General features: G+C 74.4%; 21 protein-coding genes. 9 read left to right on the top strand and 12 right to left on the bottom strand.

Annotated features, from left to right (window positions below):
* Positions 1 to 143: 143 nt before the first annotated feature.
* The 5 genes from AB0O40_RS31665 to AB0O40_RS31685 form a co-directional block, all read right to left on the bottom strand.
* The gene (locus tag AB0O40_RS31665) at positions 144 to 1,055 is read right to left on the bottom strand and encodes a hypothetical protein (protein WP_365048808.1); all 912 of its coding nucleotides are present in this window, start codon (positions 1,053 to 1,055) and stop codon (positions 144 to 146) included.
* Entirely contained in the window at positions 1,052 to 1,399 is a 348-nt protein-coding gene (locus AB0O40_RS31670; RefSeq protein ID WP_365048809.1) for a PadR family transcriptional regulator, read from the bottom strand. The genes AB0O40_RS31665 and AB0O40_RS31670 overlap by 4 nt, the downstream gene beginning before the upstream one ends.
* 347 nt (positions 1,400 to 1,746) lie before the next feature.
* Positions 1,747 to 2,859, bottom strand: a complete 1,113-nt coding sequence (locus AB0O40_RS31675) for a hypothetical protein (protein ID WP_365048810.1) — start codon at positions 2,857 to 2,859, stop codon at positions 1,747 to 1,749.
* A 7-nt stretch (positions 2,860 to 2,866) separates the two neighbouring features.
* The gene (locus AB0O40_RS31680; RefSeq protein WP_365048811.1) at positions 2,867 to 3,085 is read right to left on the bottom strand and encodes a hypothetical protein; all 219 of its coding nucleotides are present in this window, start codon (positions 3,083 to 3,085) and stop codon (positions 2,867 to 2,869) included.
* Positions 3,086 to 3,189: 104 nt separating this feature from the next.
* Positions 3,190 to 3,570: an ATP-binding protein gene (locus AB0O40_RS31685; RefSeq protein WP_365048838.1), complete on the bottom strand. Its 381-nt coding sequence runs from the start codon at positions 3,568 to 3,570 to the stop codon at positions 3,190 to 3,192.
* A gap of 150 nt (positions 3,571 to 3,720) precedes the next feature.
* Here AB0O40_RS31685 and AB0O40_RS31690 point away from each other — a divergent pair, with 150 nt between their 5' ends.
* Both AB0O40_RS31690 and AB0O40_RS31695 read left to right on the top strand, forming a co-directional pair.
* The gene (locus tag AB0O40_RS31690) at positions 3,721 to 4,263 is read left to right on the top strand and encodes a UTRA domain-containing protein (protein WP_365048812.1); all 543 of its coding nucleotides are present in this window, start codon (positions 3,721 to 3,723) and stop codon (positions 4,261 to 4,263) included.
* On the top strand, positions 4,260 to 5,039 hold the full coding sequence (locus AB0O40_RS31695; protein ID WP_365048813.1) for a GntR family transcriptional regulator: 780 nt from the start codon (positions 4,260 to 4,262) through the stop codon (positions 5,037 to 5,039). Before AB0O40_RS31690 ends, AB0O40_RS31695 begins: the two co-directional genes overlap by 4 nt.
* Before the next feature lie 538 nt (positions 5,040 to 5,577).
* Here the strand turns inward: AB0O40_RS31695 and AB0O40_RS31700 are convergent.
* From AB0O40_RS31700 to AB0O40_RS31710, 3 genes are all read right to left on the bottom strand, one after another.
* Positions 5,578 to 7,038: a glutamate synthase subunit beta gene (locus AB0O40_RS31700; protein ID WP_365048815.1), complete on the bottom strand. Its 1,461-nt coding sequence runs from the start codon at positions 7,036 to 7,038 to the stop codon at positions 5,578 to 5,580.
* Entirely contained in the window at positions 7,031 to 11,620 is a 4,590-nt protein-coding gene (gltB, locus tag AB0O40_RS31705) for a glutamate synthase large subunit (protein ID WP_365048817.1), read from the bottom strand. Before gltB ends, AB0O40_RS31700 begins: the two co-directional genes overlap by 8 nt.
* A gap of 354 nt (positions 11,621 to 11,974) precedes the next feature.
* Positions 11,975 to 12,706 carry a VIT1/CCC1 transporter family protein gene (locus tag AB0O40_RS31710; RefSeq protein WP_365048818.1) on the bottom strand — a complete coding sequence of 244 codons (732 nt, stop codon included), beginning with the start codon at positions 12,704 to 12,706 and terminating at the stop codon, positions 11,975 to 11,977.
* 320 nt (positions 12,707 to 13,026) lie between these two features.
* Here AB0O40_RS31710 and AB0O40_RS31715 point away from each other — a divergent pair, with 320 nt between their 5' ends.
* The 7 genes from AB0O40_RS31715 to AB0O40_RS31745 all read left to right on the top strand — a co-directional run bounded on the left by AB0O40_RS31715 (position 13,027) and on the right by AB0O40_RS31745 (position 21,044).
* Entirely contained in the window at positions 13,027 to 14,013 is a 987-nt protein-coding gene (locus AB0O40_RS31715) for an ADP-ribosylglycohydrolase family protein (protein ID WP_365048820.1), read from the top strand.
* On the top strand, positions 14,010 to 15,368 hold the full coding sequence (locus AB0O40_RS31720) for an ADP-ribosylglycohydrolase family protein (RefSeq protein ID WP_365048822.1): 1,359 nt from the start codon (positions 14,010 to 14,012) through the stop codon (positions 15,366 to 15,368). Before AB0O40_RS31715 ends, AB0O40_RS31720 begins: the two co-directional genes overlap by 4 nt.
* 8 nt (positions 15,369 to 15,376) lie before the next feature.
* Positions 15,377 to 16,573, top strand: coding sequence for an ADP-ribosylglycohydrolase family protein (locus AB0O40_RS31725; RefSeq protein ID WP_365048824.1), 1,197 nt, complete (start codon positions 15,377 to 15,379; stop codon positions 16,571 to 16,573).
* Entirely contained in the window at positions 16,570 to 18,075 is a 1,506-nt protein-coding gene (locus tag AB0O40_RS31730; RefSeq protein ID WP_365048826.1) for an ADP-ribosylglycohydrolase family protein, read from the top strand. Before AB0O40_RS31725 ends, AB0O40_RS31730 begins: the two co-directional genes overlap by 4 nt.
* 62 nt (positions 18,076 to 18,137) lie before the next feature.
* Positions 18,138 to 19,031, top strand: a complete 894-nt coding sequence (locus tag AB0O40_RS31735) for a PfkB family carbohydrate kinase (RefSeq protein ID WP_365048840.1) — start codon at positions 18,138 to 18,140, stop codon at positions 19,029 to 19,031.
* Positions 19,024 to 20,232 (top strand): CoA transferase, encoded by a 1,209-nt coding sequence (locus AB0O40_RS31740; protein WP_365048828.1) that lies wholly within the window; start codon positions 19,024 to 19,026, stop codon positions 20,230 to 20,232. The genes AB0O40_RS31735 and AB0O40_RS31740 overlap by 8 nt, the downstream gene beginning before the upstream one ends.
* Complete coding sequence (locus AB0O40_RS31745; RefSeq protein WP_365048830.1) at positions 20,229 to 21,044, top strand: CoA ester lyase; 816 nt, start codon at positions 20,229 to 20,231, stop codon at positions 21,042 to 21,044. The genes AB0O40_RS31740 and AB0O40_RS31745 overlap by 4 nt, the downstream gene beginning before the upstream one ends.
* A 398-nt stretch (positions 21,045 to 21,442) precedes the next feature.
* Here the strand turns inward: AB0O40_RS31745 and lgt are convergent, their stop codons facing one another.
* From lgt to trpB, 4 genes are all read right to left on the bottom strand, one after another.
* The gene (lgt, locus tag AB0O40_RS31750) at positions 21,443 to 22,447 is read right to left on the bottom strand and encodes a prolipoprotein diacylglyceryl transferase (RefSeq protein ID WP_365048832.1); all 1,005 of its coding nucleotides are present in this window, start codon (positions 22,445 to 22,447) and stop codon (positions 21,443 to 21,445) included.
* Positions 22,448 to 22,624: 177 nt separating this feature from the next.
* On the bottom strand, positions 22,625 to 23,413 hold the full coding sequence (locus tag AB0O40_RS31755; protein WP_365048834.1) for a thioredoxin domain-containing protein: 789 nt from the start codon (positions 23,411 to 23,413) through the stop codon (positions 22,625 to 22,627).
* Between the two features lie 86 nt (positions 23,414 to 23,499).
* Positions 23,500 to 24,327, bottom strand: a complete 828-nt coding sequence (trpA, locus tag AB0O40_RS31760) for a tryptophan synthase subunit alpha (RefSeq protein ID WP_365048836.1) — start codon at positions 24,325 to 24,327, stop codon at positions 23,500 to 23,502.
* Positions 24,324 to 25,580, bottom strand: coding sequence for a tryptophan synthase subunit beta (trpB, locus tag AB0O40_RS31765; RefSeq protein WP_365048837.1), 1,257 nt, complete (start codon positions 25,578 to 25,580; stop codon positions 24,324 to 24,326). The genes trpA and trpB overlap by 4 nt, the downstream gene beginning before the upstream one ends.
* Between the last annotated feature and the right edge of the window lie 558 nt (positions 25,581 to 26,138).

A 26,138-nucleotide genomic window follows, 5' to 3' on the forward strand; every position in this document is an offset into this window, starting at 1 on the left:
GGGGACAGGGGACCTCGGGGGGCCGGGCGGCCGGTCGCGGGGGACCGCCGGCGGGGACGGCGGACGCGGGCATGCCGCGGCCGCCCACCGGGCGGGGCCCGGTGGCGGGGGGCATGGGAGGGGGCGGGGGCGGACCCCCGCGGTCAGGCCGGGTTCGCGGTGTCGGAGCCGCTGCCGCGTCTGCCGTGGATGCGCAGGGCCACCATGGTCACGACGACCGCGCCGACGGCGGTGAGCATCTTCTCGGTACTCACCCAGCCGGAGAAGTACAGGATGACCAGCGTCGGGACGGCGGCGAAGGCGGTCCGGCCGGGGCTGGTGATCCCCGCGAAAGCCGGGCGGCCCGCGAGGACGAGTGCGGCGGCGAGCGGGACGCCCAGCCGCCAGGGCACGACGAGGCTGATGCCCAGGGGGTCGATCACGACCATGGCCGCGACGAGCAGGACGGCCCAGACCGCCACCGCGAACACGCCCGCGGTGCTGCGCACCCGGCGGGCGGGCCTCAGGTCCGGCGGGCAGGCCAGCGGGAGGGCGGCGATCAGGACCGGTGCGAGCAGGAAGCCGTAGGTCTGCCAGAACAGTTCCGGCCCCATGCGCCAGACCGGGAAGAGGAAGCTGACCGCGGTGACCGCCGTCCCGGCGACCGCGCAGAGCACGCCCGGGACGTGGCGCCCGGCGAGCGCCACCACCGCGCCGATGAGGGTCAGCAGGTAGCCGGCGTTCATCAGGGTCGTGAGCGGAGCCGTGGTGCCGACGGCATCGGGCGCGCTGCGCATGACGTACCAGTCGCCGACGGTGCAGATCAGGTTGAAGGCGGCGTATCCGGCGGTGGCGGCCAGCGCGAACGGGGCGGTACTGGCGAAGAGCCGCCCGCCCGGGTGGGCGGATCCGACCCCGAGCCGGAGCCGGAGCGCGTGGGCGACGACGTCCCAGGCCTCGCGGAGGCGGTCCCGGGGGCTCGCGCCCTCGGTCGCCTCCCGGTAGGCCTCGGCTATCTCCTCGCCGAAGGCGCGGCGGAAGCCGGCCGGGTACAGGTGCAGCAGGACGGGGTTCACGTGGTGGCCGCCTTGCCGGTGGCTCCGGCGGTCCGCAGGCGGCGGGTGGCCTCGCGGGCGGTGGCCGCGATCCGCTCGGCCTCGGCGGCCAGGGCGGTGCGGCCGGGGGTGGTCAGCGTGTAGGTGCGCCGCAGCCTGCTGTCGACGACCTCCTCGCTGTGGACCTCGATCAGCCCCTGCTGCAACAGGCGCTCCAGCGCCCCGTACAGCGTCCCGGTCCGCATCTTCACCCGGCCGCCCGAGATCGCCTCCACCTCACGCGCGATCGCGTAGCCGTGGCGCGGCTCGTCCGCGAGCGCGGTGAGGAGGAGCAGGGTCGGCTCCTGCATGGCACGGTCAGTCATGCGACCACCATATGTCATTGACCGACCTATACGGGGGGTGGGGTCGGCGTGTCGGCTTATGCCGGTTGCCGACGTATGCCGGCGGGTGGTCGGGGGGCGGGGACGGGGGCTCCCGGCCAGGCCGGGACGCGGGCTCCTGGCCGGGCGGGACAGGGCTCCGGGCCAGGCCGGGACGGGTCGCCGACGGGCGGCGAGCGGGCGGGGCGGGGACCACCGGGGCGGCCCGGCTACCCGACCGGGCCGCCGTCGCCCCCGGGACCCCGGACCGGGAGGGCTGACTCCTCCCGGTCCGGGGGTACGGAGGTACGGGGCGGGGCGCCGCTCGGAGGGCGGGCGGCGCCGCGGCGCTACTCCGCCGCCTGCTCCCGGAAGGCGGGGAGGGCGAAGATCCGCTCCTTGCCGGTCTCGTCCATCAGCTCGACCAGCGGGAGCACGAGCTCCCACAGGTCCCGCCGGTCGACCTCACGCGCCAGCGCGTCGAGGTCGGCCTCCGGCAGCGCCCCGGCGGCGTCCGCGACCACCTGCCGGGAGGGTCGCGGCAGGGCCTCCACCAGCGGCAGGAACTCCGCCCACAGACCGGTGGCCACCACCGCCCGGACCACCCCGCGCAGCACCCCGGGATCGGCCAGCGAGCCCAGTGCGGCCACCGCGCGCCGGTCCGCCTCCCCCAGCAGGGCGACCAGCGGCAGCAGCGACTCCCACAGGCCCTGCTCGTGGACGGCCGCGACCAGCCCGTCCAGTTCCGCCGCCGGGAGCCGGGCGGTCAACTCGGCGATCCGGGTGCGCTGTCCGCCGGTGACCATCCCCGCCACCGCCAGCGCCTCGGGCCACAGCCCGTCCGCGCCGGCGGCCCGTACCACCGAGGCCAGCCGGGCGTCGCCCATCAGCTCCACGATCCGGCCCAGCCGTTCGGGTTGGTCGATGTAGTAGCCGGTGCGCAGCACGGTCGGGTCGTCGACCTGGCCGAGGATCCGGCCCAGCGCCCCGTCCGCGAGGTGGGCCACGAAGCGGCCCATGGTGACGTGGTCCCCGGCCTCGGCCAGGCCGACGGCGATCCGCACGACCAGGTCCTCGTCGAGCCGGTCCACGATCCCGGGGATCCTGCGCGGGTCGAGGTGGGCGCAGGAGGCGGCCGTGAAGGCGACCGGCAGCTTGTCGATGATGTCGGCGGCCCGGGGCGGGTCCAGCCGGCCGGCCACGGCGGCGGCCAGTTCGGGGCCGAGGGCCTTCTGGCTGATCGCGGCGGCCACCCCGGCGGGCACCAGCTTGGTGGCCGCGGCGATCCGGTCCAGCATCTCGGGCGCGCCGTCGTGCAGCGCGGCGGAGGCCTGTTCGCGGAAGCGGCGGACGTCCTCGGCGGGCAGGGCCGCGAGGAAGTCCAGGGCGGGGGCCTCGGCGCCGAGCAGCCGGGCGAGCTTGTCGGCCTCGGCGCGGTTCCTGAGCGCGTCCACGGCGGTCACCGGCCCTTCACCGGAAGAGGATCTTGCGGACGGGGCCCCGGGCGAGCGCCGGCACCAGCTTCAGCGCCTCCTCGGCGGCCTCCCCGAGCCCCGCGGCCCGCCGCCGCCGCTCCCCCTCCAGGGCGGCCGCCAACCGCCCCAACTCCCCGTCACCCAACCCGGCGAACGACCCGGGCGGCTCCCCCTTCAACCCCCGCACCAACAGCTCGAACCCGTCCCCACTCACAACCGACCTCCCACGCCCTGGAACGCACCGGATGCCATCCCCAGGAGCCTGAGCCCGAATTGACTAATAGTCAATACTCCCGGGTAGCCTTCACCGGCCGCCGACTACTCGACGAATGCCACCCAGGCCGTCTTGCCGACCGGCTCGTCCAGCACGCCGAAGTCATCAGCCACTTCTCGCACCAACCACAGCCCGCGCCCCGCCGCCGCCTCGGATGAAACGCACTGGATGACGGGCAGCCCGGGCCCAGTGTCACGCACCTCGATCAGCACACGCCCCGGCTCGCGCACCAACCGCACACAGAAGTCCCGCCCAGGCGGAGCGCCGTGCAGAACCGCATTGGCGGCCAGCTCCGAAGCGCAGAGCCGCATCTCGTCCCACCGCCCCCGCACCCCCCAGCACGTGAGCGTGTCCCCCACGAACTGACGAGCCGCGCGCACCGATACGCGAGCACGCGCGAAGCGCTGCTGCCGGACGATCGACATGGCCACCCCACCACCGTTCACTCTGGGCCTCAGGGTCAGCACAGACCGTAGCGCTTTTCGCGAAAGGCAGCAAGGTTGCCCTGACGCCTCTCCACCGGCACGCCGTCGCATACCGTGGTGGGTCCACGAGGACCGTTGCGGGAGGGACCCATGGCCGAGGACCGATGGACCAGTGCGTCGATGCCGTACCTGGTGCCTCGTACGGGCGGACAGGGGGACGCCTGGAGCGAGGAGGCGGCGGCTCGGGGGCGGCGGGGCGGGCAGCGGATCGTCTCGGCGGGCGAGGCGACGGCGTCCGGCGAGGTCGCCGCGCTGTTGGGGCTGGCCGAAGGTGAGACGGTGGTGGTCCGTCGCCGGCTGATCGACCTCGACGGCGTGCCGTGCGAACTGACCGACACCTACTACCCGTACGCCATCGCCGCCGGCACCCCGCTGGCCGGCACGGCGAAGATCCGCGGCGGCGCGGTCACCTTCCTCGCCGCCCTCGGCCACCTCGGCGTCCGCGCGTCCGAACAGGTCACCGCCCGGATGCCCACCGAGGAAGAGCACGACCGCCTCGCCCTCGGCCCCGCCGAACCGGTCCTGCGCATCACCCGCGTCACCTACGACGCCGCCGACCGCCCCCTCCAGGCGGACCTGATGCTCATGCCCGCCTCCCGCCAACAGCTGCGCTACGAGATCAGGATGGGATGAAGCGCTTGGCCACCGACCCCGGGACACCCGACACCAGAGCGCTGCACGCCCGCATCGCGGCGGACCTCCGCGAGGAGATCATGAGCGGCACGCTCCCGCCCGGCGCGAAGCTGCCCTCCACAGCCCGGCTGAAGGCCCGGTTCGACGCCTCGAACGCGACGATCCAGAAGGCTCTGCTCCTCCTCAAAGAGGAAGGGCTCGTCGTGGGCCGCGCGGGCGCGTCGGTGACGGTACGGGAGAACCGCCAGCGGACCGTGCGCCCGGCCGGGTCACTGACGGCCGCATCATCGGGCGGCGGATTCCCATGGCTCCGGGAAGCGGCCGGACAGGGCCGTGCCGCCCGGAGCAGGCTGCTCTCGGTGGGGCCCGCCGAGGTCTCGGGAGACATCGCGGCGGCCCTGGCGATCTCGGAGGGTGCCACCGCCATGCTGCGCCGCCAGCTGATCGACGTGGACGGCGAGCCGTCCGAACTGGTCAGTTCTTACTATCCGCTGGACCTGGCGGAGGGCACGCCGCTCGCCGAGGCCCGCAAGATCAAGGGCGGCACCCCGACGCTCCTCGGGGAACTCGGCCACTCGCCCCGTCTGAGCGTGGACCGCGTATCGGCCCGGATCGCGACGCAGGAGCAGTACGCCGCCCTGCGGCTCTCCGGCGACCTGCCGGTCCTGCGCACGCTCCGCACGGTCTACGACGCGGCGGACCGCCCGGTCGAGGTCACCGTCATGGTCAAGGCGGGCCACCTCTACGAGCTCCAGTACGAGTTCGCCCCCGAGTAGCCACCCCCCGACGCGCCACAGCGCCCGCAGGTCGTCCGGTCGGGGACGGTGCGGGCGCTGTGTCGAGTGCCGTACTCCGTTGTACGGACCGCATGAGGGGTGGCCCCGGGAGAGGGCCGGTACTACGGGTACTACGGGACCGCCCGCCGACGGCCGGAGGCCGGCGCAGCCGGGCGAAGCCCGGGAGGCCGCCTGCGGCCGAGCGGTGCGAGACCGGCGTCCGGAAATGGTGCCGGTGCGGGCGCTGTGTCGAGTGCCGTACTCCGTTGTACGGACCGTATGAGGGGTGACCCCGGGAGGGCCGGTACTACGGGAACCTCAAGCGCCACCGACGGCCGGAGGCCGGCGCAGCCGGGCGAAGCCCGGGAGGCCGCCTGCGGCCGAGCGGTGTGAGACCGGCGTCCGGAAATGGTGCCGGTGCGGGCGCTGTGTCGAGTGCCGTACTCCGTTGTACGGACCGTATGAGGGGTGACCCCGGGAGGAGGCCGGTACTGCGGGTATTGCGGGCCCCGGGCCGGGGCCCGGGGCTTGGATCAGGTCAGACGGTCAGGGCTCGGTCCGTCGGCTTGACCGGGTAGGGGAGGGTGCTGGTGCCGGTCAGGAAGCGGTCCACGCCGCGGGCGGCGGAGCGGCCCTCGGCGATGGCCCAGACGATCAGGGACTGGCCGCGGCCCGCGTCGCCGGCGACGTACACGCCGTCCACGTTGGTCGCGTACGACGCGTCGCGGGCGATGTTCCCGCGCTCGTCCAGCTCCAGACCGAACTGCTGCACCAGGCCGTTGGCCTGGTCCGTGCCGGTGAAGCCCATGGCCAGGGTGACCAGCTGGGCCGGGATCGACCGCTCGGTGCCCGGCTTCTGGACCAGCTTGCCCTCGACGAACTCCACCTCGACCAGGTGCAGCGCCTGGACGTTGCCGTCCTCGTCGCCCTCGAAGTGGGTGGTGGAGACGGAGTAGACCCGCTCGCCGCCCTCCTCGTGCGCGGAGGTGACCTTGTACAGCATCGGGAAGGTCGGCCACGGCTGGTTGGCGTTCCGGTCCTCGCCCGGCTTCGGCATGATCTCCAGCTGCGTGACCGAGGCCGCGCCCTGGCGGTGGGCGGTGCCCACGCAGTCCGCGCCGGTGTCGCCGCCGCCGATGACGACCACGTGCTTGCCCTCGGCGGTGATCGGGGGCGCCACGAAGTCGCCCTCCTGCACCTTGTTGGCCAGCGGCAGGTACTCCATCGCGAAGTGGATGCCGTTCAGCTCGCGGCCCGGGACCGGCAGGTCGCGGGAGACCGTCGCGCCGGCGGCGATGACCACGCCGTCGAACCGCTTGCGCAGGTCCGTGGCGGAGATGTCGCGGCCGACCTCGACGCCGGTGCGGAACTTGGTGCCCTCCGCGCGCATCTGCTCGATGCGGCGGTTGATGTGCACCTTCTCCATCTTGAACTCGGGGATGCCGTACCGCAGCAGGCCGCCGATGCGGTCGGCGCGCTCGTACACGACCACGGTGTGGCCGGCCCGGGTCAGCTGCTGGGCGGCGGCCAGACCGGCCGGGCCCGAGCCGATGACGGCGACGGTCTTGCCCGACAGGCGCTCGGGGGCCTGCGGGGTGACGTCCCCGTTGTCCCACGCCTTGTCGATGATCGAGACCTCGACGTTCTTGATGGTGACGGCCGGCTGGTTGATGCCGAGCACGCACGCCGACTCGCACGGAGCCGGGCACAGGCGGCCGGTGAACTCCGGGAAGTTGTTCGTGGCGTGCAGCCGCTCCGACGCCGCCGACCAGTCCTCGCGGTAGGCGTAGTCGTTCCACTCGGGGATGAGGTTCCCCAGCGGGCAGCCGTTGTGGCAGAACGGGATGCCGCAGTCCATGCAGCGGCCGGCCTGCTTGCTGATGATCGGCAGCAGGGAGCCGGGGACGTAGACCTCGTTCCAGTCCGTGAGCCGCTCGGCGACCGGACGGGAGCAGGCGGTCTCGCGCGGGGTGGTGAGGAAGCCCTTCGGGTCAGCCATGGGTCGCCGCCTCCATCATCTTCTCGGTGGTCTCGGACTCGGAGAGTCCGGCCCGCTCAGCGGCGTCCTTGGCGGCGAGCACTGCCTTGTACGTGGTCGGGATGATCTTGCTGAACCGGGCCGCCGCGGCGTCCCAGTCGGCGAGGAGCCTGGCGGCCACCGTCGAGCCGGTCTCCTCCTCGTGGCGGCGCACCACGTCGTGCAGCCACTGCCGGTCCTCGGCGGACGGGACCTCGACCGCGTCGAGGTTGCCGACGTTGACGTTGTCCCGGTCGAGGTCGATGACGTACGCGACGCCGCCCGACATGCCGGCCGCGAAGTTGCGCCCGGTCTCGCCGAGGACGACCGCCGTGCCGCCGGTCATGTACTCGCAGCCGTGGTCGCCCACGCCCTCGGAGACCACCAGCGCACCGGAGTTGCGGACGCAGAAGCGCTCGCCGGTGCGGCCGCGCAGGAACATCTCGCCGCCGGTCGCGCCGTAGCCGATGGTGTTGCCCGCGATGACCGAGTACTCGGCCAGGTGCTCGGCGCCGCGGTCCGGGCGGACCACGATCCGGCCGCCGGAGAGGCCCTTGCCGACGTAGTCGTTGGCGTCGCCCTCCAGCCGCAGGGTCACGCCGCTGGGGACGAAGGCGCCGAAGGACTGGCCGGCCGAACCGGTGAAGGTCAGGTCGATGGTGTCGGTCGGCAGACCGGCGCCGCCGAACTGCTTGGTCACCCGGTGGCCGAGCATGGTGCCGACCGTGCGGTTGATGTTGCGGATCGCGACCTGGGCGCGCACCGGCCGGGCCGCCTCGGCGGTCTCGGCGTTCAGCGCGTCCGCGGCCAGGTGGATCAGCTCGTTGTCCAGGGCCTTCTCCAGGCCGTGGTCCTGGGCGATGAGGGCGTGGCGGACCGCGCCCTCGGGCAGCTCGGGCACGTGGAACAGCGGCGCCAGGTCCAGGCCCTGGGCCTTCCAGTGGCTGACGGCCTCGGTGGTGTCCAGCAGCTCGGCGTGGCCGACGGCCTCCTCGAGCGTGCGGAAACCGAGCTCGGCCAGCAGCTCCCGGACCTCTTCGGCGATGAACTCGAAGAAGTTGACGACGAACTCGGGCTTGCCCGAGAAGCGGTCGCGCAGGACCGGGTTCTGGGTGGCGATGCCGACCGGGCAGGTGTCCAGGTGGCAGACCCGCATCATGACGCAGCCGGAGACGACGAGCGGCGCGGTCGCGAAACCGAACTCCTCGGCGCCCAGCAGCGCGGCGATGACCACGTCGCGGCCGGTCTTGAGCTGGCCGTCGGTCTGCACGACGATGCGGTCGCGCAGGCCGTTGAGCAGCAGGGTCTGCTGGGTCTCGGCCAGGCCGAGCTCCCAGGGGCCGCCCGCGTGCTTGAGCGAGGTGAGCGGGGAGGCGCCGGTTCCGCCGTCGTGGCCGGAGATCAGGACCACGTCCGCGTGCGCCTTGGAGACACCGGCGGCGACCGTGCCCACGCCGACCTCGGAGACCAGCTTCACGTGGATGCGGGCGACCGGGTTGGCGTTCTTGAGGTCGTGGATCAGCTGAGCCAGGTCCTCGATGGAGTAGATGTCGTGGTGCGGCGGCGGGGAGATCAGGCCCACGCCCGGGGTGGAGTGCCGGGTCTTGGCGACCCAGGGGTACACCTTGTGGCCGGGCAGCTGGCCGCCCTCGCCGGGCTTGGCGCCCTGCGCCATCTTGATCTGGATGTCGTCCGCGTTGACCAGGTACTCGCTGGTGACGCCGAAGCGGCCGGAGGCGACCTGCTTGATGGACGAGCGGCGCGCCGGGTCGTACAGGCGGTCCGGGTCCTCGCCGCCCTCACCGGTGTTGGACTTGCCGCCCAACTGGTTCATGGCGATGGCGAGGGTCTCGTGCGCCTCCTTGGAGATGGAGCCGTACGACATGGCGCCGGTGGAGAAGCGCTTGACGATCTCGGAGACCGGCTCGACCTCGTCCACCGGGATGGCGGGGCGGTCGGAGGCGAAGCTGAAGAGGCCGCGGAGCGTCATCAGGCGCTCGGACTGCTCGTTCACCCGGTCCGTGTACTTCTTGAAGATGTCGTACCGGCGGTTGCGGGTGGCGTGCTGGAGGCGGAAGACCGTCTCCGGGTCGAACAGGTGCGGCTCGCCCTCGCGGCGCCACTGGTACTCGCCGCCGATCTCCAGCGCGCGGTGCGCCGGGGCGATGCCGGAGGCCGGGTACGCCTTGGCGTGGCGGGCGGCCACCTCCTTGGCGACGACCTCCAGGCCCGCGCCGCCGATCTTGGTGGCGGTGCCGTTGAAGTAGGTCTCGACGAAGGCCTCGTCCAGGCCGACGGCCTCGAAGACCTGGGCGCCGCGGTAGGAGGCGACGGTCGAGATGCCCATCTTGGACATGACCTTCAGGACGCCCTTGCCCAGGGCGTAGATCAGGTTGCGGATGGCCTGCTCGGGCTCGATGCCCTCGAGGAAGGTGCCGGCCCGCAGCAGGTCCTCGACGGACTCCATGGCCAGGTACGGGTTGACGGCCGCGGCGCCGTAGCCGATGAGCAGCGCGACGTGGTGCACCTCGCGGACGTCGCCGGCCTCGACCAGCAGGCCCACCTGGGTGCGCTGCTTGGTGGCGATGAGGTGGTGGTGCACGGCCGCGGTGAGGAGCAGCGACGGGATCGGCGCGTGCTCGGCGTCGGAGTGCCGGTCGGACAGGACGATCAGGCGGGCGCCGCCCTCGATCGCCGCGTCGGCCTCGGCGCGGATGGCCTCGATGCGGGCGGCCAGGGCCTCGCCGCCGCCGCTGACCCGGTAGAGACCGGAGAGCGTGACGGCCTTCAGGCCCGGCATGTCGCCGTCGGCGTTGATGTGGATGAGCTTGGCCAGCTCGTCGTTGTCGATCACCGGGAACGGCAGCATGATGTTGCGGCAGGACGCGGCGGTCGGCTCGAGCAGGTTGGCCTGGGGGCCGATGTGGGAGCGCAGCGAGGTGACGAGCTCCTCGCGGATGGCGTCCAGCGGCGGGTTGGTGACCTGCGCGAAGAGCTGCGTGAAGTAGTCGAACAGCAGCCGCGGGCGCTCGGAGAGGGCCGCGATCGGCGAGTCGGTGCCCATGGAGCCCAGCGGCTCGCCGCCGGTGCGGGCCATCGGCGCGAGGATGACCTTGAGCTCTTCCTCGGTGTAGCCGAAGGTCTGCTGGCGGCGGGTGACCGAGGCGTGGGTGTGGACGATGTGCTCGCGCTCGGGGAGGTCCTCGAGCTCGATCTCGCCGCCCTCGAGCCAGTCGGCGTACGGCTGCTCCGCGGCGAGCGCGTTCTTGATCTCGTCGTCCTCGATGATCCGCTTCTCGGCGGTGTCGACGAGGAACATCCTGCCGGGCTGCAGGCGGCCCTTGCGGACGACCTTGGCCGGGTCGATGTCGAGCACGCCGACCTCGGAGCCGAGCACGACGAGGCCGTCGTCGGTGACCCAGTAGCGGCCGGGGCGCAGGCCGTTGCGGTCGAGGACCGCGCCGACCTGGGTGCCGTCGGTGAAGGTGACGCAGGCCGGGCCGTCCCAGGGCTCCATCAGGGTGGAGTGGTACTGGTAGAAGGCCTTGCGGGCCGGGTCCATCGAGGTGTGGTTCTCCCACGCCTCGGGGATCATCATCAGCACGCTGTGCGGCAGCGAACGGCCGCCGAGGTGCAGCAGCTCCAGGACCTCGTCGAAGGAGGCCGAGTCGGAGGCGTCCGGGGTGCAGATCGGGAAGATCCGCTCCAGCTTGTCGGAGCCGAAGAGCTCGGAGGCGAGCTGGGACTCGCGGGCCTTCATCCAGTTGCGGTTGCCCTTGACCGTGTTGATCTCGCCGTTGTGGGCGACGAAGCGGTACGGGTGGGCCAGCGGCCAGCTGGGGAAGGTGTTGGTGGAGAACCGGGAGTGGACGAGCGCGATCGCGGAGGCGAAGCGGCGGTCCGACAGGTCCGGGAAGAAGGGCTCGAGCTGGCCGGTGGTCAGCATGCCCTTGTAGACGATGGTGCGGGCGGACAGCGACGGGAAGTAGACGCCCGCCTCGCGCTCGGCGCGCTTGCGCAGCACGAACGCCTTGCGGTCCAGCTCCAGGCCGGTCGTCCCGTTGGACACGAAGAGCTGCGAGAAGGCCGGCATGGTGGCGCGGGCGCCGTTGCCGAGCAGGTCGGGGGTGACCGGGACCTCGCGCCAGCCCAGGACCGTCAGGTCCTCCTCGGCGGCGATCTCCTCGATGCGCGCGACGGCCTGTGCGGAGTCGTCGGCGGGGAGGAAGGCGATGCCGACGGCGTAGCCGCCGGCCTCGGGGAGGTCGAATCCGGCGACCTCGCGGAGGAAGGCGTCCGGGACCTGGGAGAGGATGCCCGCGCCGTCGCCGGAGTCGGGCTCGGAGCCGGTGGCCCCGCGGTGCTCGAGGTTCCGCAGTACGGTCAGCGCCTGCTCGACGAGGGTGTGGCTGACCTCGCCGGTGAGGTTCGCCACGAAGCCGACGCCGCAGGCGTCCTTCTCGTTGCGCGGGTCGTACATGCCCTGCTGGGCGGGGCGACCGTCCATGGGCGACCAGGCGGTGGTGCTCGGGCCGGTCGCGGAGTGCGTGGATGCGGAACGCATCGGCTCTCCCGTCGTCGTCGTGGCATTTGCAAGTGCCGAGGGACGACGTTGGCCCTCTGCGAAATTTCGTGCAGGTTACATGATGACGGCAATCCCGGGAACCGGATATCGCATTCCAGCATGCGGACACTGCACGAGGCAGAAAAGTGGGGACCTGTGCGGCGTGGACGAGGGGGGAAAGGCCCTTGCGGCCACGGGTCGGAGGTCCCGACACGGGTGGGCTTCATTGCCCACGGGCCCCTCCAGCATGAGCCAGGGGGGCCTCCGTGTCATGCCCGGCCGTGACAGGTCCGAAACCGCCGGGTAATGGAATACTCATGTTGCGCGATGCATAGTGTCTCACCCGCGCGGGGGTTACCCTACGGCCCCGCCGATCAGACTGCCCAGGACGTACGTCACACCGGCCGCGGCGCCGCCCAGCACCAGCTGGCGCAGGCCGCTGTACCACCAGGTCCGGGCGGTGACCCGGGCGACCACCGCACCGCAGGCGAAGAGGCCGAGCAGGGCCACCAGCACGGCGGGCCACAGCGAGGTCGCCCCCAGCAGGTACGGCAGCAGCGGCAGCAGGGCGCCCAGCGCGAAGGAGCCGAAGGACGAGACCGCGGCGACCATCGGCGAGGGCAGGTCGCCCGGGTCGATGCCCAGCTCCTCGCGGGCGTGGATCTCCAGCGCCTGCTCCGGGTCCCGGGACAGCTGCATGGCCACCTCGCGGGCCAGCGCGGGCTCCACCCCGCGCGAGACGTAGAGCTCGGCCAGCTCCTCCATCTCGTCGATCGGGTGCTTGTGCAACTGGCGCCGCTCCACGTCCAGTTCGGCCAGCACCAGCTCGCGCTGCGAGGCGACGGAGGTGTACTCGCCGGCCGCCATCGAGAAGGCACCGGCGGCCAGGCCGGCCAGGCCCGTGATGACGATGGTGGCCGGGGCCACCGCGCCGCCCGCGACACCGGTCATCAGGGCGAGGTTGGAGACCAGGCCGTCCATGGCGCCGAAGACCGCGGGACGCAGCCAGCCGCCGTTCACATCGCGGTGCGTGTGGTTGTCGCGGTGCGCCTGGTGCAGTGGTGCTTCGGTGTCGATGATGGACATGAGCTGATCCCCTCTTACGTACTCACCTGCGCTCACCTGCGTTCGCCCGCGGCGCGCGTGCATGGCCCGAAAGCGGTCCGGCCGCCGGCCGTCCGCTCCCCCTCAACACCTCGAAACTACGCACGAATTTCCTCGCCCGCCAGCAAGGAAGGCCGTACTTACCTGGGGTTTTGTGCTCCGCGGGGGGCCGCTGCCCGGCTTCGGGCAGGCGGTCGGCGACCGGGTGACGGGGGTGTTTCGCGACGCGTCTGACAGGGCGGCGCATGGCACAAATCCCCCATGGGACTCACCAACCGGTCCCCCTCGTGGGAAGGCTCGCCATGACGCAGATCGCATGCAATCCGCAGGTCCTGCTGGAACGGGCCCGGGGCGCTCTGCTGGGCCTGGCCGTCGGCGACGCGCTCGGGGCGCCCGCGGAGAACATGAAGCCCTCGGAGATCCGGGCGCGTTGGGGCCGGATCGAGGGGTTCGTCTCGGACGACCCGGCGGGCACCGACGACACCGAGTACGCCATCTTCTCGGGGCTGCTGCTGGCGCGGCACGGCTCGGCGCTGACCGTGGCGCACGTGGAACGCGCCTGGCACCACTGGATCGCGGACCTGGACGAAGGGCCGTTCCGGGGCGCGGGCTTCTCCGAGCGCGGCACCCTGGAGAACCTGCGGCGGGGGCTGGCGGCGCCGATCTCCGCGCAGCACCGGCACGCCTGGTCGGACGGGCTGGCCATGCGGGCCGCGCCGTTCGGCGTCTTCGCCGCCGGCCGGCCGGCCGAGGCCGCCCGGCTGGTGGCCATCGACGGCACGGTCAGCCACGACGGCGAGGGCATCTACGGCGGCCAGGCGGTGGCCGCCGGGGTGGCCGCGGCGATGGCCGGCGGCTCCCCCGCGTCGGTGGTCTCGGCCGCCCTGTCGGTGATCCCGTCCGACTCCTGGACGGCGCGCTCGCTGCGCCGGGCCGTCACGGCCGCGCCCCGCGGGGAGCGGGCGGTGCGCTCGGCGGTGGTGATCGGCGGCTACCCCTGGACCGACCTGGCCCCCGAGGCGGTGGGACTGGCCTTCGGCGCCTTCGCCGCGGCCGGCGGGGACTTCTCCGACTCGGTGCTGACCGCGGTCAACATGGGCCGCGACGCGGACACCACGGCGGCGGTGGCGGGCGCCCTCGCCGGGGCCCTGTCCGGCGCCGCCGCCATCCCCGCCCCCTGGTCCTCGGCCATCGGCCCGGTCCGCGGCAGCTGCCTGCCCTCCATGCGCGGCTACCACGTCCTGGACATCGCCGACCTCCTCACCCCCGAATGCGAGCCCTCCCGATGAGCCCGTACGAGCCCCCGCCCCCGACCGGCACCCCGGCCCCGGCCGCCGCCGGTCCGGCCTCCCCCGCCACGGGCGGCCCGGCCGCCCCCGCCCCGGCCCCGCACGCCGCGGTCGTCCTCGTGCCGGACGGCGGGGTCCGGCTCCCGGCGGTGGCGCCCGGCCGGGGGCCGGCGGCCCCGGCGGCGGGCCCCGCCCCCGTCGGGGCGGGCGCGGCCGCGGCGGACGAGCGCGGCGGGCGGATCGAGGGGCTGCTGCTCGGCCTGGCGGCCGGGGACGCGGCCGGCTGGCCCGCGGCCCGGCACCGGGCCAGCCGGATGCCGCAGTGGACCCGGCGGCTGACCCGCGAGCTCGACACCTTCGCCGAGCAGAACGCCACCACCACCCTGCCCGTGCCCATCGCGCTCAACCAGCCCCCCGAGCCGCTCCGGCTCGGCCCCTCCGACGACGCCGAGTGGGCCGCGTTCGCGGCCGAGTCGGTGCTGACCGCGGCCGGGGCGCTGCTCAGCGACCTGTCCCGGTCCCGCCGGATGCGCGCCGCCATCGACCTGGCCTGGAACGCCCTGGCCAGCGAGGTCGCCGCGGCCGCCGAGCGGGCCCCGGAGGTGGAGTCCGCCGTCCTGCCGCTGCGCGCCCGGATCTCCGTACGGGCCGGGCTCGGGAACCTGGCCGCCGGGCTGCGGCCGCCCGCCACCGGGCACGACAACCCGCACTACTTCGACGACGCGGCCTGCGTGCGGGCCTGCGTCCTGGCGGTGGTGCACCCCGGCGACCCCGAAGCGGCCGCGGACCTGGCCGAGTTCGACGCCCGCTACACCCAGGACGGGGACGGGGTGCACGGCGCCCGGGCGATGGCCGCGGCGGTCGCGGCGGCGCTCGGCGGCCGGCCGGTCGACGCGGCCGTGGACGCCGCCCTCGACCAACTCCCCGCGGCCACCGAGATCGGGCGCAACGCCCGGCACGCCCTCGCCCTCGCCCGCAGCGCCGACGGCGCCCGCGGCGGCGGGGCCTTCGGGCTGGTGCCCGCCCTCGAGCACGAGATCGTCGACCACGTCTACAGCTACGGCATCGCCGCCGCCGAGACCGTGCCGGTCGCCCTGGCCCTGGCGACCGCCGCCCGCGGCCGGGTCGGCGAGGCGGTGCCGGCCGCCGCCTGCCTCTCCCGCGTCGCGGACTCCGCCCCCGCCCTGGCCGGGGCGCTCACCGGCGCCCTCGGCGGCGGCGCGAGCCTCCCCGCCTCCTGGCGCGAGGCCTGCCGGACCCTGTCGGGCTGCGCACTGCCCCGGCTGGCCGGTACCGACCTGGTGGAACTCGCCGGGCTGCTCGGTCGCACCGAACTGACCTCACCCAAGGGATGATTCCCCACATGACCACGCACACGTCGCACAAGGAGCACACCTCGGATTCCGGACCGGCCGCCCCGCTGTCGCTCGCCGACCGCACCGCCGGCTGCCTGGTCGGCGCGGCCGTCGGCGACGCCCTGGGCGGGCCGGTCGAGGGCTGGACCCCCGAGCAGATCGCCGAGCGGCACGGCGGCCGGGTGCGCGGCATCGTCGGCCCCTGGTACGAGGACTGGCGCACCGCCCGCCCCATCGCCCCGTACCACAAGGGCGACGGGCACGTCACCGACGACACCTTGATGACCCATGCGCTGGTACGGGTCTACGAGCGGGTGCGCGACCACCTCGACGCGTACGCGGTGGCCGCTCACCTGGTCCCCGACCTGCTGTCGAACCCCCGCTGGATCCCGGAGCTGGAGGCCGAGGCGCTGCCCCTCCAGCGGATCTTCCTGGCCGAGAAGTGGCTGGTGGCGCGGGTGCACTACGGGCACGTCGACCCGCGCGAGGCCGGCTCGGGGAACATCGTCAACTGCGGTGCGGCGATGTACATGGCGCCGGTGGGCGTGGTCAACGCGGCGCATCCGGCGGGGGCTTACGCGGAGGCGCTGGACATCGCCGCCCCGCACCAGTCCTCGTACGGGCGGGAGGCGGCGGGCGTCTTCGCCGCGGCGGTGGCGGCCGCCTGCGCGCCGGGGGCGACGGTCTCCTCGGTCGTCGACGCGGCGCTCGCGCTGGCCAAGGACGGCACCCGGCCGGCGATCGAGGCGGTGTGCGAAACGGCCGCCCGGTACCGGGAGTTCGAGCCGGCCCTCGGTCCGCTACGGGCGGCGGTGGCCCCGTACGACTCGGTCGGGCCGGACTACCGGGCCCCCTCGCTGGGCGCCCGGCGGCCCTCGCGGCTGCACGCGATCGAGGAGCTGCCGATCGCGCTGGGCATGCTGGTGGTGGCCGGCGGGGACTACGAACAGGCGGTGCTGGGCGCGGTGAACTACGGCCGGGACTGCGATTCGATCGCCACCATGGCGGGCGCGGTCGCCGGGGCCCTCGGCGGCTCCGCGGCGGTACCGGCGGCCTGGTCGGCGGAGGTCGCCCGGGCCAGCAGGCTCGACCTGCACGCCCCCGCCGCCGCCCTCGCGGAGGTCGCCCGGGAGGTCTTCGACCTGGACCGGGCCCGCCGCCGGGCCCACGAGTCGGCCTTCGCGGCCCTGACGGCCGCCGGATGAGCGCGGCCACCGGGCACCCCGGGCCGCCGCCGGCCGTGCGGGAACCCGCCGCCGACCGGCTGCTGCGGGTCACCTGGGTACAGCCGGAGGACCTGGTCGGCCACGAGCTGCGGCAGGCGACCGAGGACGGCCGGGACGCGGGCCCGATCCGGCGGGAGTGGCTGGCCGCCGGGGGCCGGACCGCGCCCGAGCGGGCGGGCTCCTCGGACCCCCCGGCCGACCCCGGCCTGCGGGTCCTGGCGGTCCGGCTGCTGGACGAACTGGCCGCCCTGCCTTCGCCGTTGGGCCGTCACGAACCCGCCGCCTGGCTCGAGGCCACGGACCGGCCGACCGGACCGGGCACGGGCCCTCGGTCGGCCGTCGGACCGGGACCGTCCGTCGGGGCGGCCGCCCCGGACGGGGCCCGCCCGGGACCCGCCGCCGCCCGCCCCGCCGGCGACCACACGGCGCTGACGGCCCGGCTGGAGGCGGCCTGGCTGGGGCGGGCCGCCGGCTGCCTGCTCGGCAAGCCGGTGGAGAAGCTGCCGCTGGCGGGGATCCGGGAGCTGGCCCGGGCAGCCGGCAACTGGCCGCTGGACGGCTGGTTCACCGCCCGCGGGGTGCCCGCCGCCACACTCGCCGCGTACCCCTGGAACCGCCGGTCCGCCGCCACCTCGCTCGCCGAGAACATCGACGGCATGCCCGAGGACGACGACCTCAACTACCCGCTGCTGAACCTCCTGCTGCTCCAGCGGCACGGCCGGGACTTCCGTACCGCCGACGTGGCCCGCGTCTGGCTGGACGAGCTGCCGGCCGGCCGGACCTTCACCGCCGAGCGAGTGGCCTACCGGAACCTGCTGCTCGGCCTGGAGCCGCCGCACACCGCCAGCCACCACAACCCCTTCCGCGAGTGGATCGGCGCCCTGATCCGGGCCGACCTGCACGGCTGGACCAACCCGGGCGACCCGGCCCGCGCGGCCTCGCAGGCCTACCGGGACGCCGTGCTCACGCACACCGGCAACGGCGTCTACGGCGCGGTGTTCGTCGCCGCCGCGCTCGCCGGGGCGGCCGCCGGCGGGACCGACGTGCACACCGCGCTGCGCACCGGCCTCGCGCACGTGCCGCCCCGCTCCCGACTGGCCGCCGCGGTCCGGCACGGGATCGACACGGCCGCCCGGCACGAGGACTTCGAGGCGGTGGTGGACGTACTGCACCAGCGGTACGGGCAGTACCACTGGGTGCACGTCCTGCCCAACACCGCCCTGCTGGCCGCCGCGCTCACCCACGCCGACGGCGACTTCGGCGGATCGGTGTGCCGGGCCGTCTCGGGCGGCTGGGACACCGACTCCAACGGCGCCACCGCCGGCTCCCTGGCCGGACTGCTGGCCGGCTCCCCCGACCGGCTGCCGGCCCGCTGGACCGCTCCGCTGGCCAACCGGCTGGCCACCAGCGTCCCCGGCTTCGACGGCATCGGCTTCGACGCCCTGGCCCATCTCACCGCACAGGAGGCACTGCGCCCGTGAACCCCTCGACCCCCGCACCCCTTCCGCCCCGGCCGGCCGTCGCGGTCCTGGGGAGCACGAACATGGACCTGGTCGCGTACGTGGCCAAGGCGCCCCGGCTGGGCGAGACCGTCACCGGACGGGAGTTCCGTACGGTGCCCGGCGGGAAGGGCGCCAACCAGGCCGTGGCCGCGGCCCGGGCCGGCGGGGCGGTGACGATGATCGGCGCGGTGGGCGCCGACGAGTTCGGGGTCCGGCTGCGGGCCGCGCTCGCCGGGGCCGGGGTGGACACCACCGGGCTGCGCACCGCGGAGGGCGCCAGCGGTACCGCGCACATCGTCGTGGACGACGAGGGCGGCAACGCGATCGTGGTGGTCCCGGGCGCCAACGCCACGGTCACCGCTCTGGAGGCGGGTGACGAGGCCCGGATCGCGGCGGCCGGGGCGCTGCTGCTCCAGCTGGAGCTGCCGATGGCGGGGGTGCTGGCGGGGGCCCTGGCGGCCCGGGCCCACGGGGTGCGGACGGTCCTCACACCGGCTCCGGCCCAGCCGCTGCCGGCCGAACTGCTGGCCGCCACGGACCTGTTGGTGCCCAACGAACACGAGGCGGCGGCGCTGACCGGCTGCCCGGACCCGCGGGAGGCGATGGCGGCGCTGCTGGCGCGGGTGCCGGAGGTGGTGATCACGCTGGGCGCGGCCGGGTGCCTGTACGGGGCGCGCGGGGCGGCGCCGGTGGCGGTGGCGGCGCCGCGGGTGCGGGCGGTGGACACGACGGCCGCGGGTGACACCTTCGTGGGCGCGCTGGCGGTGGCGCTGGGCGAGGGCCGGCCGGTCCGTGAGGCGCTGGGGTGGGCCTCGGCGGCGGCGGCACTGTCGGTGCAGCGGCCGGGCGCCTCGGCGTCGATGCCGCTCCGGGACGAGATCACCGCTCTGGCCACGGAAACCGCGATCACCCTTCGGAGCACCGACCATGAATGAGAGCACCGCTCCCGCCGCCCCGCCGCTGGCCGGCCTGCGGGTCCTGGACCTGGCCACCCTCTTCGCCGGGCCGCTGGCGGCCACCATGCTCGGCGACTTCGGCGCCGAGGTGATCAAGGTCGAGCATCCGCGGCGGCCCGACCCCTCCCGGGGCCACGGCCCGTCGAAGGACGGCATCGGCCTGTGGTGGAAGCTGCTGGGCCGCAACAAGCGGACCATGACCCTCGACCTGTCCACCCCCGGCGGCCGGGAGGTCCTGCTGCGGCTGGCGGCCGGCGCGGACGTCCTGATCGAGAACTTCCGCCCCGGCACCCTGGAGAAGTGGGGCCTGGGCTGGGCGGAGCTGAGCGCCGCGAACCCGCGCCTGGTGCTGACCCGGGTGACCGGCTTCGGGCAGTTCGGCCCCTACGCCGGCCGCCCCGGCTTCGGCACCCTGGCCGAGGCCATGAGCGGCCTGGCGGCGATCACCGGCGAGCCCGAGGGCCCCCCGACCCTGCCGCCGTTCGGCCTGGCCGACTCGATCGCCGCGCTCTGCACCGCGTACGCCGTGATGACCGCGCTGGCCGCGCGCGACCGGACGGGCCGCGGCCAGGTGGTGGACCTGGCGATCATCGAGCCCATCCTGACGGTGCTGGGGCCGCACCCCCTCTGGTACGACCAGCTCGGGTACGTGCAGCCGCGGACCGGCAACCGCTCCACCAACAACGCCCCCCGCAACACCTACCGCACCGCCGACGGGCGCTGGCTGGCGGTGTCCACCTCCGCGCAGTCCATCGCCGAACGGGTGATGCGGCTGGTGGGGCGGCCGGACCTGATCGACCGGGAGTGGTTCGGCTCGGGGACCGGCCGGGCCCGGCACGCCGACGAACTCGACGAGGCGGTCGGCGGCTGGATCGCCCGGCGCAAGGCCGAGGAGGTGGTGGCGGCCTTCGAGGAGGCGCAGGCGGCGGTGGCCCCGGTGAACGACGTGCGGGACGTGCTGGCCGATCCGCAGTACGCCGCGCTGGACACGGTCACCGAGGTGGCGGATCCCGAACTCGGTCCGCTGCGGATGCAGAACGTCCTCTTCCGCCTCTCCGAGACCCCGGGCGGGATCCGGTGGGCGGGCCGGCCGCACGGCGCCGACACGGAGGCGGTCCTCGCCGAGCTGGGGCTGTCCGCCGAGGAGATCGACGGGCTGCGCACGGCGGGCGCGCTGTGACCCGGCCGGCCGCCGGCCCGGCGCTGACCTGGCTGTACGTACCCGGGGACCGGCCGGAGCGGGTGACGAAGGCGCTGGAGTCGGGGGCGGACGTGGTGATCGTCGACCTCGAGGACGCGGTGGCGCCGGAGGGCAAGGAGCGGGCCCGGGCGGTGGTGGCCGAGCTGCTGTCGGACCGGCCGCCGGTGCCGCTGCACGTACGGGTGAACGCCCCCGGCTCCCCCTGGCTGGCGGCGGACCTGGCGGCGCTGGCGGCGGCCGGCGGGCCGACGGCGGTCCGGCTGCCGAAGGTCACCGGGCCGGAGCAGGTCGCGGCGGTGGCGGAACGGAGCGCCGGCGCGGGGGTGTACCCGCTGCTGGAGTCGGCGCTCGGGGTCGAGCAGGCCTACGCGATCGCGCGGGCGCACCCGGCGGTGCGGGGGCTGGCGCTGGGCGAGGCGGACCTGCGGGCCGACCTCGGCGTCACGGCGGAGGAGGGGCTGGACTGGGCGCGGTCGCGGGTGGTGGTGGCCGCCCGGGCGGCCGGCCTGCCGGCGCCGGTGCAGTCGGTCTACCCGGACGTACGGGACCTGGCGGGGCTGGCGGCGTCCTGTGCGCGGGGGCGGGCGCTGGGGTTCCTGGGGCGGGCCGCCATCCATCCACGGCAGTTGCCGGTGATCGCGGCGGCGTACCTCCCGACGGCCTCGGAGATCACGGCCGCGCAGGCCGTCCTCGCCGCCGACGGCGGCGGCGCCGTAGCCCTCCCCGACGGCCGCATGGTCGACCCCGCCGTCGTCGCCCTCGCCCGCCGCACCCTCTCCCCCCTCCCCTGACGAAGCCCGCCCCGGGGCCGGCCGCCCTGGCCGCCCTGGGCCCGCCCCAGCCAGGTCCCGTGGCCGAAGCCAGAGCCGGGACCGGGGGCTGCTGTGGGGGCCGCTGCGCGGAGCCAGTCCCCTCCCCGCCCCTTCCCGAAACCGGGGCAAGCCCCGGACCCCGTACCGACGCTGCGCGCCGGTGCGCTCAAACGCCGCGCGGGCTGGATTCGCGCAGCGAATTCCAGCCCCGCCGGCGATTGAGGCGACCGCCGCGCAGCGGTGGTGCGGGGGATCCGGGGGCAGCTGCCCACCGGTTTCGGGAAGGGGCGGGGAGGGGATCGGCTCCGCGCAGCGGCAGGGGGCGGGAACGCCGCAGGCCCGCCACTCGGGCGGGCCTGCGGGGGAGCCGGGAGGGCTCAGAGCTTCTTCGGCTCCGGGGTGGTCACCTTGGCGTCCGCCCCGGAGGTCGGAGCCTCGGCGTCGGCCTCCGCATCGGCATCGGCCTCCGCATCGGCATCGGCATCGGCATCGGCGGCCGGAGCCTCCGGCTTCGCCTCGGCCTCAGGGGCGGCATCAGCGGCCGCGTCCTTGTCAGACGGCCCAGGCTCAGACCCCGGCTCGACCACCGACTCCCGCCCCGGCCGCAGCCGCGCCGACAGGACCAGGTAGACGACCGCCAGGACGAAGACGACGATCGCCGTCCAGACGTTCAGCCGCAGGCCCAGCACGTGGTGCGCCTCGTCCACCCGCATGTACTCGATCCAGCCGCGCCCCGCGCAGTACGCCGCGACGTACAGCGCGAAGGCCCGCCCGTGGCCCAGCTTGAAGCGGCGGTCCGCCCAGATGACCAGGAGCGCGACGCCGATGCACCACAGCGACTCGTAGAGGAAGGTCGGGTGGTAGGTGCCCGCGACCCGGTTCGGGCCCTCGCTGATCTTCAGCGCCCAGGGCAGGTCGGTGGGCTTGCCGTACAGCTCCTGGTTGAACCAGTTGCCCCAGCGCCCGCACGCCTGGGCCAGGGCGATGCCCGGGGCCAGCGCGTCGGCCCAGGCCGGCAGCGGGATGCCGCGCCGGCGGCAGCCGATCCAGGCGCCGACCGCGCCGAGGGCGATCGCGCCCCAGATGCCGAGGCCGCCCTGCCAGATCTTGAAGGCGTCGACCCAGTTCTCACCCTCGCCGAAGTACAGCTGGTAGTCGGTGATCACGTGGTACAGCCGGCCGCCGACCAGTCCGAAGGGCACGGCCCAGACGGCGATGTCGGCGACGGTGCCGGGCTTGCCGCCGCGGGCGATCCACCGCTTGTTGCCGAGCCAGACGGCGACGAAGACGCCGATGATGATGCAGAACGCGTAGCCGCGCAGCGGGATCGGTCCGAGATGGATCACGCCGGTCGACGGGCTGGGGATGTAAGCAAGGTCCATGGCAGGTCCGACGCTACCTTGCCGGACCGTGGGGACCACAACCCCGTCCGGCAAGGTCATGGCAAATCCGCCCCGCCCGCCCCACGCCTACATCGCGTCACACCGCCCGCCCCCGGTCATTTCGGGCACCGGGGAGCGCCGGCGCGGAGCGGCCCGGGGCGGTGCCCCGGACCGGCCTCAGCCCTTGGCCGCCGCCTCGACCTTGGCCTTCAGCTTCTGCGGGGTCAGCGGATCGGCCTGGTCGGAGAAGATGTCCTTGCCGTTCAGCTGGACCGTGGGCGTGCCGCGGAAGTTCCCGGCCTTGAAGGCGTCGTAGGACTTCTTGACCCACGCGTTGTGCGCGCCGTCGGTCACGCAGCCGCGGAAGGCGGCGGAGTCCAGCCCCGGCACCTTGGCCGCGAGCTCCAGCAGCTTCTCGTTCTTCCCGTAGGCGTCGTCGACCTCGGGGGGCTGGTTCTCGAAGAGGACGTCGTGGTAGGCCGGGAAGTGGCCGGCGTCCTGGGCGCAGGCGGCGGCGTTGGCGGACTTCAGGGAGCCGCTGCCGCCCATGTTGCCGTCGATCAGGGTGACCAGGTGGTACTCGACCTGGAGCTGGCCCTTGGCCTCCAGCTCGTGGATGGTGGTGCGGTAGCCGTCCTCGAAGGCCTTGCAGGCCGGGCAGCGGAAGTCCTCCCAGACCACAAGCTTGGACTTGGCGGATTCCTGGCCGACCCGGATGGCCAGCGCGTCCTTGCCGATCGCTCCCGAGGGGGCGACGACCGGGCCGGCGGTGGCCTTGCCGCCGTCCTTGCCGGCATTGGCCGCGATCAGGCCGACCACGGCGGCCAGGCCGAGTACGCCGACGACCGCCGAGGCCACGATCAGTGTCCGGCGGCGCTTCTCCTTGGCCTTGGTCCGCTCGCGCTCCTGCGCGAGGCGCTCCCTGGCCGATCGTTTCGCTTCAGAGTTCTGGCTGTTCTCACTCACGTCCAGCGAAACGAACCGGGGAGGCACTGGCGTGCCTCCCCGGTCCCTTTTCCACTCGTACGGACTAAGGCGTCCGCGGGGTGCGCTCAGCCGCGGCGGACGCCGGCGGCCAGCTCACCGGCCAGTTCCCGGACCGCCGTCAGGCCGGCGGCCTCGTCCGGCGCGTCGAGCATCAGCTTGACGAAGGCCGAGCCGACGATCACGCCGTCGGCGAAGGCGGCGACCTCCTTGGCCTGCTCGGCGTTGGAGACGCCCAGGCCCACGCAGACCGGGAGGTCGGTGGTGGCGCGGGTCCGGGCCACCAGCTCCTCGGCCTGCGCGCCGACCGAGGCGCGGGTGCCGGTGACGCCCATCAGCGAGGCGGCGTAGACGAAGCCGCTGCCGGCCGCGGTGATGGTGGCCAGCCGCTCGTCCTTGCTGCTGGGCGCGACGACGAAGACGGTGGCCAGACCGCGCTTGTCGGCGTGCTCGCGCCACAGGGCGGACTCCTGGACCGGCAGGTCGGGCAGGATGCAGCCGGCGCCGCCGGCCGCGGCCAGCTCCTCGGTGAACCGCTCGACGCCGTAGCGGTCGATGGGGTTCCAGTACGTCATGACCAGGACCGGCGCGCCGGTGGCGGCGTGCACCTCGCGGACCGTGCGCATCACGTCGGCGATCTTCACGCCGCCGCGCAGGGCGATGTCGTCGGCGGTCTGGATCACCGGGCCGTCCAGGACCGGGTCGCTGTGCGGCAGGCCGATCTCGACCACGTCGGCGCCGCCCGCGAGGACGGCCTTGACGGCCTCGATGCCGCCGTCCACGGTCGGGAAGCCGGCCGGGAGGTAGGCGATCAGGGCGGCCCGGTCCTCGGACTTGGCCTTGGCGAGCGTGGCGCTCAGCAGCTCGATGCGGCCGCTCTGCTCGGTGGCACTCACTTGCTCTCCCCCTCGGCGCCCTTGGCGGCGTCGTCGTACAGCCCGAAGTAGCGGGCGGCGGTGTCCATGTCCTTGTCGCCCCGGCCGGACAGGTTGACCACGAGCAGGCCGTCCTTGCCGAGCTCCTTGCCGAGGTCCAGGGCGCCCGCGAGGGCGTGTGCGGACTCGATGGCGGGGATGATGCCCTCGGTGCGCGAGAGCAGCCGCAGGGCCTGCATGGCCGCGTCGTCGGTGACGGCCCGGTACTCGCCGCGGCCGACGTCCTTGAGGTAGGCGTGCTCGGGGCCGATGCCGGGGTAGTCCAGGCCGGCGGAGATCGAGTAGGGCTCGGTGATCTGGCCCTCCTCGTCCTGGAGGACGTAGCTGCGGGAGCCGTGCAGGATGCCGGGCTCGCCGGCGGTCAGGGTGGCCGCGTGCTCCCCGGTCTCCACGCCGTGGCCGGCCGGCTCGAAGCCGACCAGGCGGACGTCGGTGTCCGGGATGAAGGCGTGGAAGAGGCCGATGGCGTTGGAGCCGCCGCCGACGCAGGCCGCGACGGCGTCCGGCAGCCGGCCGGCCCGCTCGAGGATCTGGCGGCGCGCCTCGACCCCGATGACCCGGTGGAAGTCGCGGACCATGGCGGGGAAGGGGTGCGGGCCGGCGACCGTGCCGAAGAGGTAGTGGGTGCGGTCGACGTTGGCCACCCAGTCGCGGAAGGCCTCGTTGATGGCGTCCTTGAGGGTGCGCGAGCCGGACTTCACGGCGATGACCTCGGCGCCGAGCATCCGCATCCGGGCGACGTTGAGGGCCTGGCGCTGGGTGTCGATCTCACCCATGTAGATGACGCATTCGAGGCCGAAGAGCGCGCAGGCGGTGGCGGTGGCCACGCCGTGCTGGCCGGCTCCGGTCTCGGCGATCACGCGGGTCTTGCCCATGCGCTTGGTGAGGAGCGCCTGGCCCAGCACGTTGTTGATCTTGTGCGAGCCGGTGTGGTTCAGGTCCTCGCGCTTGAGGAAGATCCGCGCGCCGCCGGCGTGCTCGGCGAACCGGGGCACCTCGGTGAGCGCGCTGGGGCGGCCGGTGTAGTTGACCATCAGGTCGTTGAGCTCGGCCGCGAAGGCCGGGTCGCCCTTGGCCTTCTCGTACTCGACGGCGACCTCGTCGACCGCGGCGACCAGCGCCTCGGGGATGAACTTGCCGCCGAACTCGCCGAAGTACCCCTCGGAGTTGGGGACCTGACCCTGGTGGTCGGGGATGAAGAACTCGCTGGACATGCCGGTACCTCTCGGATGCGGTGGGTGTCTGTCACCGTATGCGCCGGGCCCCCGGCGGGCGCGCACCCGCGGTGCGCGGCGCCGGCCGGGTCGCGTGGGAGGTCTGCGCCGGGCACAGGTCCGGGCGGCCGCACGGGAGCGGTCCGGCGGCCCGCGGGTACGGGTGCACCGCGCGCGGCGGTGACCCGGGTACGGGCGGACGGCCGGGCCCGTGGGGGCCGCGGCGGACGCTGCGACGGCGGCGGGGTGCCCGGGGCTCGCGCGGGTCCGGGGGACGGCGGGGCCGGGCACGGACCGGCACGGGGCCGGCCGGCCGGGTCCCGGGGTCCGGGCGGGCCTAGCGGAGCGGAAGGGCGACTTCCACGCGGGGCGCAGCGTACGGACGCCATCGCATGCCGTTCACCTGCCCGGGCTCCGAGCCGAGGATGTAGCGGACCCGGCGGCCGAGCACGCGGCGGGCCGGGGCGCGGCAGGCGCGGGTCGCCGGTGTGCTCGAAGTACCTGGTCAGGACGGCCAGGACACCGGCAGCGCCCTGTTGGACGGTGCAGGGGTCGGTC

Origin of the sequence: Streptomyces sp. NPDC089919, assembly GCF_040684615.1 — a bacterium.
Lineage (GTDB): Bacteria > Actinomycetota > Actinomycetes > Streptomycetales > Streptomycetaceae > Streptomyces.

Coding starts and splice junctions, on each gene's coding strand:
- lgt (WP_365048832.1), bottom strand. CDS start 22,447: ATGGACCTTGCTTACATCCCCAGCCCGTCGACCGGCGTGATCCATCTC.
- AB0O40_RS31735 (WP_365048840.1), top strand. CDS start 18,138: ATGGACCTGGTCGCGTACGTGGCCAAGGCGCCCCGGCTGGGCGAGACC.
- trpB (WP_365048837.1), bottom strand. CDS start 25,580: ATGTCCAGCGAGTTCTTCATCCCCGACCACCAGGGTCAGGTCCCCAAC.
- AB0O40_RS31700 (WP_365048815.1), bottom strand. CDS start 7,038: ATGGCTGACCCGAAGGGCTTCCTCACCACCCCGCGCGAGACCGCCTGC.
- AB0O40_RS31690 (WP_365048812.1), top strand. CDS start 3,721: ATGGCCGAGGACCGATGGACCAGTGCGTCGATGCCGTACCTGGTGCCT.
- AB0O40_RS31720 (WP_365048822.1), top strand. CDS start 14,010: ATGAGCCCGTACGAGCCCCCGCCCCCGACCGGCACCCCGGCCCCGGCC.
- AB0O40_RS31685 (WP_365048838.1), bottom strand. CDS start 3,570: ATGTCGATCGTCCGGCAGCAGCGCTTCGCGCGTGCTCGCGTATCGGTG.
- AB0O40_RS31725 (WP_365048824.1), top strand. CDS start 15,377: ATGACCACGCACACGTCGCACAAGGAGCACACCTCGGATTCCGGACCG.
- AB0O40_RS31715 (WP_365048820.1), top strand. CDS start 13,027: ATGACGCAGATCGCATGCAATCCGCAGGTCCTGCTGGAACGGGCCCGG.
- AB0O40_RS31710 (WP_365048818.1), bottom strand. CDS start 12,706: ATGTCCATCATCGACACCGAAGCACCACTGCACCAGGCGCACCGCGAC.
- gltB (WP_365048817.1), bottom strand. CDS start 11,620: ATGCGTTCCGCATCCACGCACTCCGCGACCGGCCCGAGCACCACCGCC.
- AB0O40_RS31740 (WP_365048828.1), top strand. CDS start 19,024: ATGAATGAGAGCACCGCTCCCGCCGCCCCGCCGCTGGCCGGCCTGCGG.
- AB0O40_RS31730 (WP_365048826.1), top strand. CDS start 16,570: ATGAGCGCGGCCACCGGGCACCCCGGGCCGCCGCCGGCCGTGCGGGAA.
- AB0O40_RS31670 (WP_365048809.1), bottom strand. CDS start 1,399: ATGACTGACCGTGCCATGCAGGAGCCGACCCTGCTCCTCCTCACCGCG.
- AB0O40_RS31695 (WP_365048813.1), top strand. CDS start 4,260: ATGAAGCGCTTGGCCACCGACCCCGGGACACCCGACACCAGAGCGCTG.